General features: G+C 65.9%; 16 protein-coding genes. 1 reads left to right on the forward strand and 15 read right to left on the reverse strand.

Annotation, left to right across the window (positions count from 1 at the left end; genetic code table 11):
* Positions 1-104: 104 nt before the first annotated feature.
* Entirely contained in the window at positions 105-995 is an 891-nt protein-coding gene (galU, locus tag ACWV14_RS25025; RefSeq protein WP_422087927.1) for a UTP--glucose-1-phosphate uridylyltransferase GalU, read from the forward strand.
* Between the two features lie 66 nt (positions 996-1,061).
* On the opposite strand, the gene ACWV14_RS25030 is transcribed toward galU, so the two are convergent.
* From ACWV14_RS25030 to ACWV14_RS25100, 15 genes are all read right to left on the reverse strand, one after another.
* Entirely contained in the window at positions 1,062-1,289 is a 228-nt protein-coding gene (locus ACWV14_RS25030) for a sulfurtransferase TusA family protein (RefSeq protein WP_422087928.1), read from the reverse strand.
* Positions 1,279-1,863: an NUDIX domain-containing protein gene (locus tag ACWV14_RS25035; protein ID WP_454904336.1), complete on the reverse strand. Its 585-nt coding sequence runs from the start codon at positions 1,861-1,863 to the stop codon at positions 1,279-1,281. The genes ACWV14_RS25030 and ACWV14_RS25035 overlap by 11 nt, the downstream gene beginning before the upstream one ends.
* Before the next feature lie 64 nt (positions 1,864-1,927).
* Entirely contained in the window at positions 1,928-2,830 is a 903-nt protein-coding gene (gene cysM, locus ACWV14_RS25040) for a cysteine synthase CysM (protein ID WP_454904338.1), read from the reverse strand.
* Between the two features lie 608 nt (positions 2,831-3,438).
* Positions 3,439-3,681, reverse strand: coding sequence for a DUF2274 domain-containing protein (locus tag ACWV14_RS25045; protein WP_016452507.1), 243 nt, complete (start codon positions 3,679-3,681; stop codon positions 3,439-3,441).
* Positions 3,678-4,940, reverse strand: coding sequence for a TrbI/VirB10 family protein (locus ACWV14_RS25050; RefSeq protein ID WP_016452508.1), 1,263 nt, complete (start codon positions 4,938-4,940; stop codon positions 3,678-3,680). The genes ACWV14_RS25045 and ACWV14_RS25050 overlap by 4 nt, the downstream gene beginning before the upstream one ends.
* Positions 4,941-4,942: 2 nt before the next feature.
* Positions 4,943-5,935 (reverse strand): P-type conjugative transfer protein TrbG, encoded by a 993-nt coding sequence (trbG, locus tag ACWV14_RS25055; RefSeq protein ID WP_016452509.1) that lies wholly within the window; start codon positions 5,933-5,935, stop codon positions 4,943-4,945.
* Positions 5,932-6,636, reverse strand: a complete 705-nt coding sequence (gene trbF, locus ACWV14_RS25060) for a conjugal transfer protein TrbF (RefSeq protein WP_016452510.1) — start codon at positions 6,634-6,636, stop codon at positions 5,932-5,934. The genes trbG and trbF overlap by 4 nt, the downstream gene beginning before the upstream one ends.
* Before the next feature lie 18 nt (positions 6,637-6,654).
* Positions 6,655-7,989, reverse strand: a complete 1,335-nt coding sequence (gene trbL / locus ACWV14_RS25065; RefSeq protein ID WP_016452511.1) for a P-type conjugative transfer protein TrbL — start codon at positions 7,987-7,989, stop codon at positions 6,655-6,657.
* A 12-nt stretch (positions 7,990-8,001) separates the two neighbouring features.
* The gene (gene trbJ / locus ACWV14_RS25070; RefSeq protein ID WP_016452512.1) at positions 8,002-8,730 is read right to left on the reverse strand and encodes a P-type conjugative transfer protein TrbJ; all 729 of its coding nucleotides are present in this window, start codon (positions 8,728-8,730) and stop codon (positions 8,002-8,004) included.
* Entirely contained in the window at positions 8,727-11,165 is a 2,439-nt protein-coding gene (gene trbE, locus ACWV14_RS25075; protein ID WP_016452513.1) for a conjugal transfer protein TrbE, read from the reverse strand. Before trbE ends, trbJ begins: the two co-directional genes overlap by 4 nt.
* Before the next feature lie 10 nt (positions 11,166-11,175).
* Positions 11,176-11,460 carry a VirB3 family type IV secretion system protein gene (locus ACWV14_RS25080; RefSeq protein ID WP_016452514.1) on the reverse strand — a complete coding sequence of 95 codons (285 nt, stop codon included), beginning with the start codon at positions 11,458-11,460 and terminating at the stop codon, positions 11,176-11,178.
* Positions 11,457-11,849: a TrbC/VirB2 family protein gene (locus ACWV14_RS25085; protein WP_016452515.1), complete on the reverse strand. Its 393-nt coding sequence runs from the start codon at positions 11,847-11,849 to the stop codon at positions 11,457-11,459. The genes ACWV14_RS25080 and ACWV14_RS25085 overlap by 4 nt, the downstream gene beginning before the upstream one ends.
* Positions 11,846-12,883 carry a P-type conjugative transfer ATPase TrbB gene (gene trbB / locus ACWV14_RS25090; protein ID WP_016452516.1) on the reverse strand — a complete coding sequence of 346 codons (1,038 nt, stop codon included), beginning with the start codon at positions 12,881-12,883 and terminating at the stop codon, positions 11,846-11,848. The genes ACWV14_RS25085 and trbB overlap by 4 nt, the downstream gene beginning before the upstream one ends.
* On the reverse strand, positions 12,880-13,344 hold the full coding sequence (locus ACWV14_RS25095) for a hypothetical protein (RefSeq protein WP_016452517.1): 465 nt from the start codon (positions 13,342-13,344) through the stop codon (positions 12,880-12,882). The genes trbB and ACWV14_RS25095 overlap by 4 nt, the downstream gene beginning before the upstream one ends.
* Entirely contained in the window at positions 13,341-15,341 is a 2,001-nt protein-coding gene (locus ACWV14_RS25100) for a conjugal transfer protein TraG (RefSeq protein ID WP_016452518.1), read from the reverse strand. The genes ACWV14_RS25095 and ACWV14_RS25100 overlap by 4 nt, the downstream gene beginning before the upstream one ends.
* Positions 15,342-15,494 lie beyond the last annotated feature (153 nt).

A 15,494-nucleotide genomic window follows, 5' to 3' on the forward strand; every position in this document is an offset into this window, starting at 1 on the left:
TACCGGGCGTTTAGGATGCTGGTTCGGCACTTGCTTGCCGCTCCTGCTACCACTCCCGGGACTTCCCCCTTTCTTTCTTCCAACGAACCGACGCCGAACTGCCCATGTCCACACCATCGACACGTATCCGCAAGGCTGTATTTCCCGTTGCGGGCTTTGGCACCCGCTTTCTGCCCGCCACCAAGGCACAGCCCAAGGAAATGCTGCCGGTGGTCGACAAGCCGCTTATCCAGTACGCCGTCGAAGAGGCCTACGCCGCGGGCATCCGCGACATGATCTTCGTCACCGGCCGCAACAAGCGCGCCATCGAGGACCACTACGACACCGCCTACGAGCTCGAAAGCCAGCTCGAGGCCAGCGGCAAGACCGCCCTGCTGAACATTGCGCGCTCTGTCATGCCCGACGACATGACCTGCTCCTACGTGCGCCAGCCGCGCATGCTGGGCCTGGGCCATGCCGTGCTGTGCGCCGAGCATCTGGTGGGCAACGAGCCCTTCGCCGTGCTGCTGGCGGACGACCTGATGGTCGGCCCCAAGGGCGGCGAGCCCGTGCTGGCGCAAATGACCGCGGCCTTCGCCCGCCTCGGCGGCTCGCTGCTGGCGGTGCAGGAAGTGCCGCTGGAGCACGTCAAGCGATACGGCATCGTGGCCGGCGACGCCGTCGAGGAAGGCCTGGTCAAGGTCAGCAAGATGGTCGAGAAGCCGAAGCCAGAAGACGCACCCTCGCGCCTGGGCGTGGCGGGCCGCTACATCCTGACGCCGGGCGTCTTCGACGAGATCCGCAACCAGCCCAAGGGCGCGGGCGGCGAGATCCAGCTGACCGACGGCATCGCGGCGCTGATGAAGAAGGAATCGGTGTACGCGTACTCGTACAAGGGCATCCGCTACGACTGCGGCAGCAAGGAAGGCTTCCTGCAGGCGTCGGTGGAACTGGCGCTGGCGCACCCCGAAGTGGGCGCGGAGTTCCGCGAATACCTCAAGAGCCTGAAGCTGTAAACAACACACGGCGCGCATCGCGCTTGTGCAAAGGGCCGCTGCTGCGGCCCTTTTTCTTTGGCTTTGTCAGCGGCGCTTCAGCACATGGATGAAGTCGGTGCCGATGGTTTCCTGTTCCATCAGCTCGTTGCCAGTCTGGCGCGCAAAGGCCTGGAAGTCGCGGATCGACCCGGGGTCGGTCGACACCACCTTCAGCAATTGCCCGCTCGCCATCTCGTTGAGCGATTTTTTCGCCTTGAGGATGGGCAGCGGGCAGTTCAGCCCGCGCGTGTCGAGTTCGCGGTCAACTTGCACTTCCACGCTCCTCGGGCTCCGGCGGCAGGTTCAGGCCGCGGCGGCGCTCTTCGTTTTCCGCGGCGGTGAAGAACACGGGCTCGTGGCCGCGCGTGCGCAGCCAGTCGGCCAGCGCATAGCCGGTGCCGGCGGGCCAGCACTTCAGGTCGGGCAGGTCGTAGAGGCGGTAGTCGACCAGTTCGGGCGAGAGCTTGACCTCGCCGTCGGCCACCACGTGGTAGGCGATGATGACCTGGTTCATGCGCTGGAAGTCGTAGGCACCGACGATCTTGAGGGCGCTGACGTCCAGGTTGGTTTCTTCCTTGACCTCGCGCGCAACGCCCTCCTCCGGCGTCTCGCCGGCCTCCATGAAGCCGGTGATCAGCGCATACATCTTGACCGGCCATGCCGCGTTGCGCGCCAGCAGCACCTGGCCGCGGTACTCGACGATGGCCGCGAGAACGGGCGTGGGATTGTTCCAGTGGGTGTGGCCGCAGTTGGGGCAGCGCAGGCGCTCCTTGGGGCCGCCGTCTTCCATCAGCGCGATCCACTCGAGCGGCGTGGCACAGACCTGGCAAAACTTGGGATGGGGCATGGGGTCTCTTTTCTTTTTATGGCGCCGCCCGCGTGGAGTCGGGCCGCGGGTTGGCTGAAGACGATCAGGCCGGGAACACGCCGGTGGAGAGGTAGCGGTCGCCGCGGTCGCAGACCACGAACACGATGGTCGCGTTCTCGACCGTCTTGGACACCTCGAGCGCGGCCCAGAGCGCACCGGCGGCCGAGATGCCGCCGAAGATGCCCTCTTCGCGCGCAAGGCGGCGGCACATTTCTTCCGCGTCGTCCTGGCTCACGCTGATTTCCTGGTCGACCCTGCTCGGGTCGAAGATCTTCGGCATGTATTCGGCCGGCCATTTGCGGATGCCCGGAATGCGCGAGCCTTCGGCCGGTTGCGCGCCGATGATGCGGATGGCGGGGTTCTTCTCTTTCAGGAAGCGCGAGACGCCGGTGATGGTGCCGGTGGTGCCCATCGCGCTCACGAAATGGGTGACCTTGCCCTTGGTGTCGGCCCAGATCTCGGGGCCCGTGGTCTCGTAGTGGATGCGCGGGTTGTCGGGGTTGGCGAACTGGTCGAGCACCAGGCCCTTGCCCTGCGCGACCATCTGCTCGGCGAGATCGCGCGCGTATTCCATGCCGCCGCTCTTGGGCGTGAGCACCAGTTCGGCGCCGAAAGCCTTCATGGTCTGGGCACGCTCCACGGAGAGGTCCTCCGGCATGATCAGCACCATGCGGTAGCCCTTGATGGCCGCGGCCATGGCCAGGGCAATGCCCGTGTTGCCGGAGGTGGCTTCGATCAGCGTGTCGCCGGGCTTGATTTCACCGCGCTCCTCGGCGCGCTTGATCATCGAGAGGGCCGGCCGGTCTTTCACCGAACCTGCTGGATTGTTGCCTTCCAGCTTGCCGAGAATCACGTTGCCACGCTTGGCATTTTCTGCGGCATGGATGCGTTGCAGGGCGACCAGGGGGGTCTTGCCGATGGCATCTTCGATCGTCGGATAATTCATGGCAGCCACTGTGCCATAATTTTGGGCTTCGTTCAGAACCCTGCCCGGGTGGTGAAATTGGTAGACGCAGGGGACTCAAAAATAGGGACTTCTACGTAGTTCTTGCTTGAGGTCACTGCCTGCCAAGCCGCATGGGACAAGGGATTGAGTGATAAATCGCCTCTTGATCGAGATGCCTGCATTTCGAGCCAGGAGTCAGCTAGGAGCCAGGACGATGCAAGCTGGCTCCCAGTGAGGAGTAGATAGTTGAAGTAGCATCGTGCGTCATGCCCGAGTGGTGAAATTGGTAGACGCAGGGGACTCAGACCAAATTTGAGCCCTCCGGGGGAAACCCCAGAGGTGAAGCCCGTCAAACTCGGCGAAGGCCCTGGACGCAAGTCCGAGCTAATACCGAGCCAAGCCCTGGAGCCGAAAGGCTCCTCGGAAGGTGTAGAGAGCAGACGGCGGGCACCTACGGCCGAAAGGCTATGGTGAAGGCGTGCTCCAGCCCACGAACGCCGTTTCTTCGGAGACGGCGGCGGCGAAAGCCGAAGTGGGAAGAAAATCCCCCGCCGCAAGGCGTGCCGGTTCGATTCCGGCCTCGGGCACCAATTCAAGAGCCGCCTCTGTCAAGCAGAGGCGGCTTTTTCGTTCTTGGTCTGCGTGCGCTTGAATCCTCGATCCCCCGCCATGAAGGTTTCCAGCATGTACGGGATCAGCATCGTGGCATCGACCGCCTCCCCATACGCCTGCGCGTACAGCGCGGCATAGCGGTCAAGGTCGGCTTTCAGGCTGACCGAGCACGCAAAGGTTAGCTTCGTGGACTCCAGCTTGGGCAGCGGCCCCAGCCGCAATTTCTTCGTCGTGCTCATCGCATCGCCCCCCGCTGGAAGAACATCGGCTGGTACGGTCGCAACACCAGATCGCGGTTGACGATGATCCGCACCGGCAGGCCCGGCCGCTCCGTCAAGGTCGGCTGAATGTTCATGTTGCGCCGGGTCATCTCCTGGCCGACCTGATTGATGCTGTCCTGCGCGCTGTCGCGCCCGGCAATCACGATGCGGTTGCCGTTCTGCCGGTTCTCCGGCGCGGCCAGCTCCGCGCCCACGCCCAGCAGTGTCGTCAGCGCCGCACCGGCAAAGACGCGATCCCAGTGCCAATCGACGCCATCCTCCAGGCCGGAGTAGCCGGCCGGGTCGGCGCCCGCGAGGTTGTCGAGCTTCAGCGAAGACGTATCCGGCAAGATAATGCGGTTCCACACCACCTGCACGCGGCTCTGCCCATAGCTCATCTGGCTGTTGTACTTGCCCATGAGGCGCGAGCCCTGAGGGATCAACAGAAACTTGCCCGTGGCCGAGTCGTAGACCGGCTCCGTCACCGTGCCAATCACGTCGCCCGGCAGGTCCGACTTGATGCCTGTCACCAGCGCCCCGGCGATCACCGTCCCGGCCATCATCTGGTACGGCGAGGCTGGCATTTGCAGATTGCCAGAATTGCGGGTTTCCGTAGAACCGCCTTTCAGGAAAGCCTCTTTCTGGTCTTGCCGGTTCTGCACGGCGGTCGGGTCGGCAGGCTGGGCAGCCGTCGAGGCCGGCCCAGCGGCCAGCGGGTCGAAGCCCGCCAAGGTCGATGCCGGGCCAGCCGCTTGCGCAGTCGCTGGCGCTGCGGTCTTGCCGGGCGTACCAGAATGGAAGAACACCGAGGAAGCCGCTGCCGCTTCGGCTTCCTTGCGCCGAGCGTCCTCCGGGTCGTGGCCCGGTGGCGCATACGTGGGTGTCACCGGCTGCTGCGCCTTCACGATGGCAGGGCCGAGATCGCCCGGCAGCGGCGGCCCCAGCTCCGGCACCTTCCGCAGCTTGGAGTAATCCGAAGGCAGGCCATCCAGCCCCTCGGACTTCGAGACGCGATCCACGTTGTAAAGCTCGGTCTGCTCGCCTGCGCCGCGCCGATGTGGCTGCAATGACCAGATCGTGGCCCCTAGCACGGCGACCGACAGGCCGCCCGTGAGCATGGCCAAGGTGCGCCGATTCAGGCGTGTGACCGGGCGCGGCTGGGCGCGCAGCGCCACCGCCTCGGGCGCGACCTTGCCCGCCTGTGGCGTGCCAAGATCGCGAGTGTCGTCCTGGCTCATGGTCAGTTCCTCCGCGTGCCACCGGAAACGCCATCGGTGCGCTCGATCCGCACCACATCGCCCTTGTCTCCGCCCAGGCGCAGTTCGGCCGCACCGAACAGGCGATCCACGATGTAATACGGCGACCGAAAACGGTAGTTCACCAACTGCCCGTCGCCCTGCGCGCCGATGACGAACAGCGGCGGCAGCTCGCCCTGCGCGATGCCCGGCGGGAACTGGATGTAGACCTTCCCGCCGTCATCGAAGGCGCGCAGCGGCTTCCACGGCGGATTGCTGCCGCTGACCGCGTAGCGGAAGCGGATCTTCTCCAGCGACAGGCCGCTATCGACCGGCGCGACGGCGCTGGCCGCTTGCGCCTGGCGCTGCAGGGCCAGCATCTTGTCCTTCGGGTACTCCCAGGACAACGACGCCATCCACGTCTTCTCGGTCGAAGTCAGCTCCAGCAGGTAGGTGCGCCGGCTGGTGGTGATGACTAGGTTGGTCTTCAACCCCGAGCGGATCGGTTTGACCATCACATTGACGCGCAGCGCATCGCCGCTGCCGCTCGACGTGTCCCCGACGATCCAGCGAACCGTGTCGCCAGCAGCCACCGTCACCAGCTCCTCACCAGGCTGGAGCGCGATCACCGTCACGCGGCCCACGGCCGCATAGACCTGATACAGCGCGCCATCTGTGAAGGGCCACACTTGAATCGCGTTGACGTAGCCCTCGCGCGTGGGCGCAATACGCGCCTCGGCGTTGGCGCGAGACACGCGCACGGTTTCATCGGCGGGTTCTGCGACGGACTTGGCATCCGGCACAGGTTTCATCTGCGCTGGCATCGGCAGCACCTGCGGCACAGCCACTACCTCCACAGGCGTAGGCGGCTCCGGCAGCGGCTGGGCCTGCACCGGCTCATCGAGCGAGATGGACGGCGGCGGCTTGCCCTGCGTAGCGCAGCCCGTGAGGGCAAGCAGCATGATCGGCAAGGCGGATTTACGGAAAAGATCATTCATGGTTTTGCTCCTTCGTTCGCTTCCAGTTCGCGGCTCCACGACAGCCCGTTGGCGTAGATGCCCAGGGGGTTTTTGCGCACGCGCTGCTCGGTGCGCGGCGTCTGCTGCACGATGGACACCACGGCGTTCCAGCGTTCGGTGCGATCCAGCGCGCCGTTGACGAAGCGCGTCTCCGTCCAGCGCACGTTGAACGACGTGTCGCTGGCGCGGGTCACGCTGCTGATCTGCACCGTCACCGACTCCTTGCCGATACGCGCGAACGGATCGTTCACGCGGGCGTACTCGTTGAGCACCACGGCGCCTTTGTCGGTCGTGTAGTCATAGGCATCGAGCCAGTTCTGCCGCACCACGATGGGGTCGATGGACAGCGAGCGCACCAGACCGATGAAGCGGCCGAGGTGGTAAGCAATCTGCGCATCGCTGGGCCGGTACGGCGTGGCCGCTTCGCCGACAGCGCGCACCTGACCCGAGTTGTCCACCTCGATGACGTAGGGGGTGACGATGGACTGCGCGGAACGCCAGACCAGGCCACCGGCCATCAGTACGGCCAAAGTGAGGCAGCCGAAGGCCATGAACCGCCAGTTCTTCGCCTGTACGCGGGCCGAGCCGATGCGCTCGTCCCAGGCCTGGGCGGCGGATTGGTACGGGGTAGCAGGCTGCGGTGTGTTGGCATAGCGCACCTGCGGTCTTTTGAATCGCATGGGAGTTCTCCTTCAAGATCAGGAATCGGAATCACGCAGGCTTGGCCCCTGGCTGGAGCTGCCGCCGTCGCCGCCGCGCAGCGTGTGGGCGGCGGTCGTCGCGGCATGGGTGAGTTGCTGCCTGCGGTGCAGGCGCTTGGCCCAGGCGGGTTGTTCGGCAGACGGAGCCGATCCGCTAGCGTCAGGGTCGGCGTGCGCGGCGCCGGAGGCCGGCGCGTCATCGGGCCGAAAGGCCGCCGCCATGCGTTCCTTCATCGACCGCGCCCCATCGGCGACTTTCTGCCCGGCCGCCTGCGCGCCGGTCTTGGCAACATTGCCCACGCCGGCGGCGGCACCCTTCAGGCCGCCACCGGCCGAAGTGGAGCCCGCCTGGTACGTCGACTTGGCGCTGCTGGCGGTCGATGCCATCGAGCGGGCGGCGGCGGGTGCCATGCGTGCCCCGGCCGCCACTGCGCTTCCGACGCCGGTAGCCGCGGCACCGACCGCCACGGCGGTTCCGGCTGCGCCGATGGCAGCACCGGCCATCGCGCCCGCGCCGAGCTGTGGCCCACCGGACACCAAGCCTGTCGCAATGCCCGGCCCAAAGATGCCCAGGGCCAGCATGGACAATGAGGCCAGCATGATGACCAGCGCCTGGTCGATGGACGGCTCGGAACCGGGCGGTATCCTGAATTCGGCGAACAGCCCTGAGCCGATACCCACGACGACGGCGAGCACCAGCACCTTGATGCCCGAGGACACCACGTTGCCCAGCACCTTCTCGGCCATAAACGCTGTCTTGTTCCAGAGGGCAAACGGCACCAGCACGAAGCCCGCCAGCGTGGTCAGCTTGAACTCGATCAACGTGACGAAGAGTTGCACCGCCAGCACGAAGAAGCTGACGATGACCACCAGCCAAGCGAGAAATAGCACGACGATGGGCGCGATGTGGATGAAGACCTCCGGGAAGCCCGCCATCTCCCGGATCTGGTCGAGGATGGGCGCCGCTGCGTCGATACCGGCCTTGGCCAACCGTCCCGGCTGCAGGAAGTTGCCCATGCTCAAGGTCGAGCCGCTGGCCGTCAGGCCCAGCCCGGCGAATGAGCGGAACAGGATGCCCGCCAGGGTGTTGAAATTGCCGATGATGTAGGCGAAGGCACCCACGTACAGCACCTTGCGGATCAGCTTGGCGATCACGTCCTCGCCCTGGCCGGTGGCATGCCCCATCGCCCAGAACAGCCCGGCGAGCGTCATGTCGATGACGATCAACGTTGCGGTCAGGAACGCCACCTCGCCATGCAACAGTCCGAAGCCCGAGTCGATGTAGCGCGAGAAGATGTCGAGGAAGCGGTCAATGACCGAAACGTCGTTCATGGCCTGGCTCCGTCAACGACTGTAGAAATCGACGGACCGCGGCGTGTACGGCGTGCCCTCACCCAGGAAGCGCCGGTTCACCTCGCGGCCCCGCTCCACGGCGGCGGCCTGCCGCGCCAGTTCCAGCGAGCCCGCGCGATCCTGCGTGATCTGCAGCCGCTGCGTTTGGATCGACTGCTTGGCCTGCAGGGCCAGCAACTGGTTCGTGGCCTGCATCGCCTGCAAAGCGCCCACCGCCGATTGGCTCTTGCCCACGAGGTCGGCCAGCACGCCTTCGTCGTCGCTCAGGTTCTGCGATGCCTGAGCCTGCATCTGCATGGTGGTCTGCAGGCCATCGAGCGTGTTCTTCCAGCGTTCCTGCGCGTCGCGGTACATCTGGTTGCCGCTCACGGTGGCGGCGTATTGCTCGGGGTACAGGCGCTGGAATTCCCGATCCAGATTCGTCACGTCATAGGCCAAGCCCTTGGCCTGCGCGATCAGCCGCTGGGTGGTCGCCAGATTGGCGCGCAGCTGGCCGACCACGCTGGATGGCAGACTGGCCAGGTTGCGCGCCTGGTTGATGAGCATCTGCGCTTCGTTCTGGAGCTGCTTGATCTGGTTGTTGATCTGCTCCAGCGTGCGGATCGCGGTCAGCGTGTTCTGCACGAGGTTCGTGGGGTCGATCACGACCCATTGCGCCTGCACGGCGGTAGCGGTGCAAAGCATGGCCGCGACGGCGGCGGCGAGAAGACGCTTTTTCATGATGGGTTCTCCTGGAGATGGGTGGACGGGAACGAGGACAGCAGGTCGGCGGCCCAATTCAGGCCGCGATGGCGCAGCCACGCGGCTACGAACGGGGTGGAAGCGGATGAAGCGGCAGCGAGCACCGCGTCGATGTCGCGCTGGTCTTGCGGCGTGGACGTGCCCGCAAAGGCCAGCGTCGCGGCGCCCAGGTCGAGGTCGAACAGGCGGTTGCCGAGTCGGGATTGGTAGTAGTAGTCGCGCTTGGGCTGCGCGGTCGCCACGATCTCGATCTGGCGCGAGTTCAGCCCGAAGCCTTCGTAGATAACCCTGATCTGCGGCTCGGTCGCCTGTGGGTTGGGCAGGAAGATGCGGCTCGCGCAGCTCTCGATGATTGCGGGCGCGATGCTCGAATCCTTGATGTCCGCCAGGCTCTGCGTGGCGAAGATGACGCTCACGTTCTTCTTGCGCAGCGTCTTGAGCCATTGGCGGATGCGCGCCGCAAACACCGGGTCATCGAGGAACAGCCACGCTTCATCGAGGATCAGCAGCGTGGGCGCACCGTCGAAGCGTTCATCGAAGCGCGCAAAGAGGTAATGCAGCACGGCCATGACGGCGGCCTTGCTGTGCATCAGTTCCTCCATCTCGAAGCACTGCACGGAGCCGGCGCCCAGGCGATCCGAATCCGCATCCAGCAGCTTGCCGTGGGCGCCGCCCAGCACGTACGGCGCGAGCGCCTGGCGCAGCGCATTCGATTGCAGCAGCACCGACAGGCCGGTCATCGTGCGCTGCTCCACCGGCGCACCGGCGAGACTGCCGAGCGCCGACCAGATGGCGGCCTTCTCTTCGGGGCCGACGGCTACACCCTCATGCCGCAAGCGCCCTTCGATCCATTCGGCGGCCCAGGTGCGGTAGCCCTCGCGGTCGATGCGGGCGAGAGGCTGAAACGCGATCTCGCCATCCATCCCGAGGTCGTAGTGCTCGCCACCCAGCCCGAGGATGGTGGCGCGCATCGAGCGTCCCATGTCGAAGGCAAAGATGCGCGAGCCGCGATAGCGCCGAAACTGCATCGCCAATGTGGCGAGCAGCACCGACTTGCCCATGCCCGTAGGACCAGCCACCAGCGTGTGGCCCACGTCGCCGATGTGCGTCACCAGCCGGAACGGCGTCGCGCCCTCAGTGCGCGTGACGATCAGCGGCGGGCCGTCGAGGTGCGCGTTCTTCTCCGGCCCGGCCCATACCGCCGACACCGGCATCAGGTGCGCCAGGTTCAACGTGGAGACAATGGGCTGGCGCACGTTCGCGTAGGCATGACCCGGAATGGACGACAGCCACGCATCCACGGCGTTGAGCGTTTCGGGGATGGTGACGAAGCCACGCCCCTGGATGACGCGCTCCACCCTGCGCAGCTTCTCGTCGGCCACGGCGGCATCCGCGTCCATGACGGTGACGGTCGCTGTCACGTAGCCGAAGGCCACTTGATCGCTGCCCAGCTCCTGCAAGGCGGCATCGGCATCGGTGGCCTTGTTGCTGGCGTCGGTATCGACCAGCGGGCTTTCTTGCTGGAAGATCGTCTCGCGCAGCAGCGCGATGACGTTCTTGCGCTTGGCGAACCACTGGCGGCGCAAGCGCCCCAACTCCCGTTCCGCCTCGGATTTGTCGAGGCACAGAAAGCGCGTGCTCCAGCGATACCCAAATCCCAGGCGGTTGAGGTCGTCCAGAATCCCCGGCCAGGTCGAGGTCGGGAAACCGCGCACCGTCGCCACGCGCAGATGCTGGTCGCCCAGCATCGGTGCCAGGCCGCCGATCAGCGGCGCGTCGGCTAGCAGAGCGTCGAGGTGGAATGGCACCTCGGGCACGCCCACGCGGTAACGCCGCGTTGAAACGGTGGCATGCAGGTAGGTCAGCGTCTGGCTGTCATCGAGCCAGACGATCTCCGGCATCACGCCATCGAGCAGGTCAAAGATGCGATCCGTCTCCGCGACGAAGGCAGTTAGGCGCTCGCGCCAATCCACGCCTTCGGTGGGTCGGTTCTCATAGAGCAGCCCTGCTGCGCGGGCGCGCGACTCCTCGGCCGGCAGGTACACCAGCGTGAGGTGGTAGCCACTCTCGAAATGGTTGCCCGAGTCCTCGAAGGCGGCGCGGCGCTCCTCGTCCACCAGCCAGGACAGCGGCTCAGGAAACTCCGAGTGCGGGTAGCTGGCCGCGGGCCGGCGCTCGGCTTCGATGAACAGCGCCCAGCCCGAGCTCAGGCGGCGCAGCGCGTTGTTCAGCCGCGCCGACGTGGAGATCAACTCGCCCTGCGTCGCGCTGTCGAGGTCAGGCCCCCGAAAGCGCGCCGTGCGCTGGAAGGCGCCATCCTTGTTCAGCACGACGCCCGGCGCGATCAGCCCGGCCCAAGGCAGCCAGTCGGCCAGCAGCGCCGGCCGCTGGCGGTATTCGGCAAGGTTCAGCATGGCATTCCCCTCACACGTCCAGCAGCGGCCGGTGCTTGATGTGGCGCGCGAAGACCTGCATGAACTGCGGATCGACACGCGCACCCCAGACCGCCAGCGCATGGCCGGCGATCCAGAGCACCACGCCCGGAATCCACAGTTGCAGGCCCAAGCCCACGGCGGCGGCCAAGGTGCCATTGGCAATCGCCACTGTGCGCGGCGCGCCGCCCAGCAGGATCGGCTCGGTCAGCGAGCGATGCAGGGGCACCTCGAAACCTGGAGCGAACCCCTGCACGCCATCGTGGGCCGCGTTCATACGACGGCCCCGCCCGAGAAGCTGAAGAACGACAGGAAGAACGAGGACGCGGCAAACGCGATCGACAGACCGAAGACGATCTGGATCAGCTTGCGGAACCCGCCCGAGGTATCGCCGAAGGCCAGCGCCAGGCCCGTGGCGATGATGATGATGACCGCGATGATCCGGGCCACCGGACCCTGGATCGACTCCAGGATGGATTGCAGCGGCCCCTCCCAGGGCATCGAGGAACCTGCGGCCTGCGCGGTGCCTGCGAGCAGCAGCATCAGCGCCGCGAGCATCAGACCCTGCAGGGCCGGGCGCGCCAAGCCATCCAGCCGCGCGGGGTGGCAGCGCAGGGCAAGCGGGTTTACAGAAATACGGAAAGCAGGAACGATCATCTGCGTCATGGCAGTTCTCCAGGTTGATCAGGGGACACGGAAGAAAGGTCGGACTGCGGCAGCAGCTCCGGGAATGGAGCCTCCAGCGCATCCGCCAGTTGGTAGCCCGAGCCGTCGAAGCCGACGACCCGAGCGATGCTCTCGATGCGGCGCTTGCGTCCGCGCCCGGCAATGTGGATGACCACGTTGACCGCTTCCGCGATCAGCGCACGGGGCGGGTTCACCGCCACTTCGAGAATCAGTTGCTCCAGGCGCAGCAGCGCGCCCAGCGCGGAGCCGGCGTGGATCGTGGCGATGCCGCCGGGGTGGCCGGTGCCCCAGACCTTGATGAGATCCAGTGCCTCGGCGCCGCGCACCTCGCCGACGACCACACGATCCGGGCGCAGGCGCATGGACGAACGCACCAGCTCGGTCATGGACACGACGCCCTGGCGCGTGCGCAGCGGTACGTGATCGCGCGCCGCGCATTGCAGCTCCACCGTGTCTTCGAGCACCAGCACGCGGTCGCCCGTGGCGGCGATTTCGGCCAGCAGCGCATTCGCCAAGGTGGTCTTGCCGGTGCTGGTGCCGCCCGCGATCAGGATGTTCTGGCGCTCGCGCACGGCGCGCACCAGCAAACCAGCCTGTGCGGCGGTCATCATCCCGTCCTCGATGTAGCGCGACAGCGGGATCACACCAAAGGCACGCTTGCGCAAGGCGAAGGCTGGCCCCGGTGCAGCGGGCGGCAGGATGCCCTCGAAGCGTTCGCCGGTCTCGGGCAGCTCTGCCGTCAAAAGCGGCTGGCCGCGATGCACCTCGGCGCCGACGTGGGCGGCCACGAGACGGATGATGCGTTCGCCATCAGCCTCGGACAGCTCCTCGCCCATCGGGGCGCGGCCCGTGGACAGACGATCCACCCAGAGCGTGCGGTCGGGGTTGAGCATGATTTCCACCACGTCCGGGTCTTCGAGCGCGGCGGCGATCAGCGGCCCCATGGCCGTGCGTAGCATCTGAATGCGGCGATCCAGCGAGGTGGCCGTGAAGGAGGAAAGAACGGCGCTCATAAGGCACGCTCCTGGGCATCTGCAGCGGCCGCCGCGCCCTCCGATCGCGTCGGATCGGGGTGCAGTTCCTCCACCACATCCCGCACCAGGCTGCGCCCGCGCAGCAAATGCCGTCCGAGCTGTTCGACGAACTGCTCGAAGCGGGCCTTGCCCTGGGCGCGAGCGGCGTCCTGATGGGCCTCGGGCACGGGCGTGCTCACAGTGAGGAAATAGCGGATGAACAGCGCCAATGTTTCGATGGCAATGTTCTGGTCGCGCTCCAGACGCTCGGCGTGGCGCGACAGGCGATCCAGTCGCTTGGCAATCGCCGCCTCGCGCTGGTCGGCCGCATCGGGCGACAGCCAGGAGGCCAGGGCCGCCGCGACGATGCTGGACTTGGACACGCCCTTCTTGGCGGCCAGTTCATCGAGCCGCTTGCTGTGCTCCGGCTGGATGAACACATTGAGGCGGTGTTGGGTCATAGGTCGATTCCGTCGTCAGGGTCAAGGGAAGCCAGCCGGGCCGTGCGCTGCAGGGCCGGGTCGAGCTGGCGAGGAAGGGGAAGCTGCATGTCATCGTCATCGAGCAGCCCGAGGTCGGCTGCAGGCGCAGCCAGGTCGGGGTCGTAGGCGGCGGCTTCGGAGAGTTCGGGTTGGCGACGCGGGCCGCCGTCGTCAGCGGCAGAGGGGAAGCCTTCAACGGCTTCGGTTGCAGGCGCCACCGGAACGGGAGGAACCGTCAGCCCGCTCCAGTCGTCGGGCCGTAAGGGAGGCACGTCGGCGTAGCGCCCCGCAACGAGTACAGGAGGCGGCAGCACGCGCCGCTGGAAGTTCGCGTCAGAGTAGTAGCGCAGCTTCTTGGCCTTGATCGGCGCGACGCTGGAAACCATCACCACCGCCTCATCGGGCGGCAGCTGCATCACCTCGCCCGGCGTGAGCAGCGGGCGGGCGGTTTCTTGTCTCGACACCATTAGGTGCCCCAGCCACGGTGCGAGTCGATGTCCCGCGTAGTTGCGCTGCGCGCGCAGCTCGGTAGCGGTGCCAAGGGTTTCGGAAATCCGCTTGGCCGTGCGCTCGTCGTTGGTGGCGAACGTCACGCGCACATGGCAGTTGTCGAGGATGGAATGGTTCTGGCCGTAGGCTTTGTCGATCTGATTGAGCGACTGCGCGATCAGGAAGCTGCGGATGCCGTAGCCCGCCATGAAGGCCAGCGCCGTCTCGAAGAAGTCCAGGCGCCCAAGCGCCGGGAATTCATCGAGCATCAGCAACAGCTTGTGACGGCGCTGGATGCCATCGCTGCCATCGAGTGATTCCGTCAGCCGCCGCCCGATTTGGTTGAGGATCAGGCGGATCAGCGGTTTGGTGCGGCTGATGTCCGAAGGCGGCACCACGAGATACAGCGACACGGGATGCTCGGCCGCGATCAGGTCGGCAATGCGCCAGTCGCAGCGCGAGGTGACTTCGGCCACCGTGGGGTCTCGGTACAGGCCGAGGAATGACATGGCGGTGCTCAACACGCCGGAACGCTCGTTGTCCGATTTGTTCAGGACTTCACGCGCTGCCGATGCCACCACCAGATGCGGTCCATCGCCGATGTGCGGCGTGGTCATCATCCGATGCAGGGTAAGCTCGAAGGGACAGGCCGGGTCGCTGAGGAAGTTGGCGACACCGCGCAGCGTCTTGTCTTCGCCTGCGTAGAGCACATGCAGGATGGCCCCAACCAGCAGCGCATGCGAGGTCTTCTCCCAATGGTTGCGCCGCTCCAGTGCTCCTTCGGGATCGACCAGAATGTCTGCGATGTTCTGCACGTCGCGCACTTCGTGCGCGCCGCGCCTCACCTCCAGCAGCGGGTTGTAGGCCGCCGACTTCGCATCGGTCGGGTTGAACAGCAGGCAGTGCGAGAAGCGCGAGCGCCAGCCAGCGGTGATGCTCCAGTTCTCGCCCTTGATGTCGTGAATGACGGCCGATGCGGGCCAGCTCAACAAGGTGGGCACCACTAGGCCCACGCCCTTGCCCGAGCGGGTAGGCGCGAAGGTCAGAACATGCTCCGGGCCTTCGTGCCGCAGGTACTGCTGGCGATGCAGGCCAAGGAATACGCCCGCAGACCGGTCAAGACTCGCCTTGTGGATGTCCTCCGCATTGGCCCAGCGCGCCGTGCCGTAGGTCGTGACCAGCTTGGACTGGCGCGAGCGCCAGATCGACATGCCGACGGCAACCACCACCGCGATCAGGCCGCTGCCTGCGGCAATGGCACCGCCCACGTCGAATACATGCGGCGCGTAGGCGTCGAAGAAGAACCACCACTCGAACAGGCGCCAGGGGTGATAGACCGGCGTGCCGAGGAAATCGAACCAGGGCGAACCCAGGCGTAGCTGGTAGCCCAGCGCCGCTGCTGTCCATTGCGTGGCGCTCCATACGCCAGCGATCACGATGCCGAAGACAACGGCAATCTGACCGAACAGCACGTTCGTTCCTTGCATTGGCCAACCTCCCGCTACGGCACAGGGACATGCCGTAGTGCCGAGGATCAAGGCGAGCGTGCAGGTCGGTCAAAGACCGTTATAGCGGGGATTCAGGCCAAAATGGCCAGACTTCTTGCTGTGGCGAAGGCAATAAAAATGCCGCATGCGCGA

It is taken from the genome of Variovorax durovernensis, assembly GCF_977011995.1.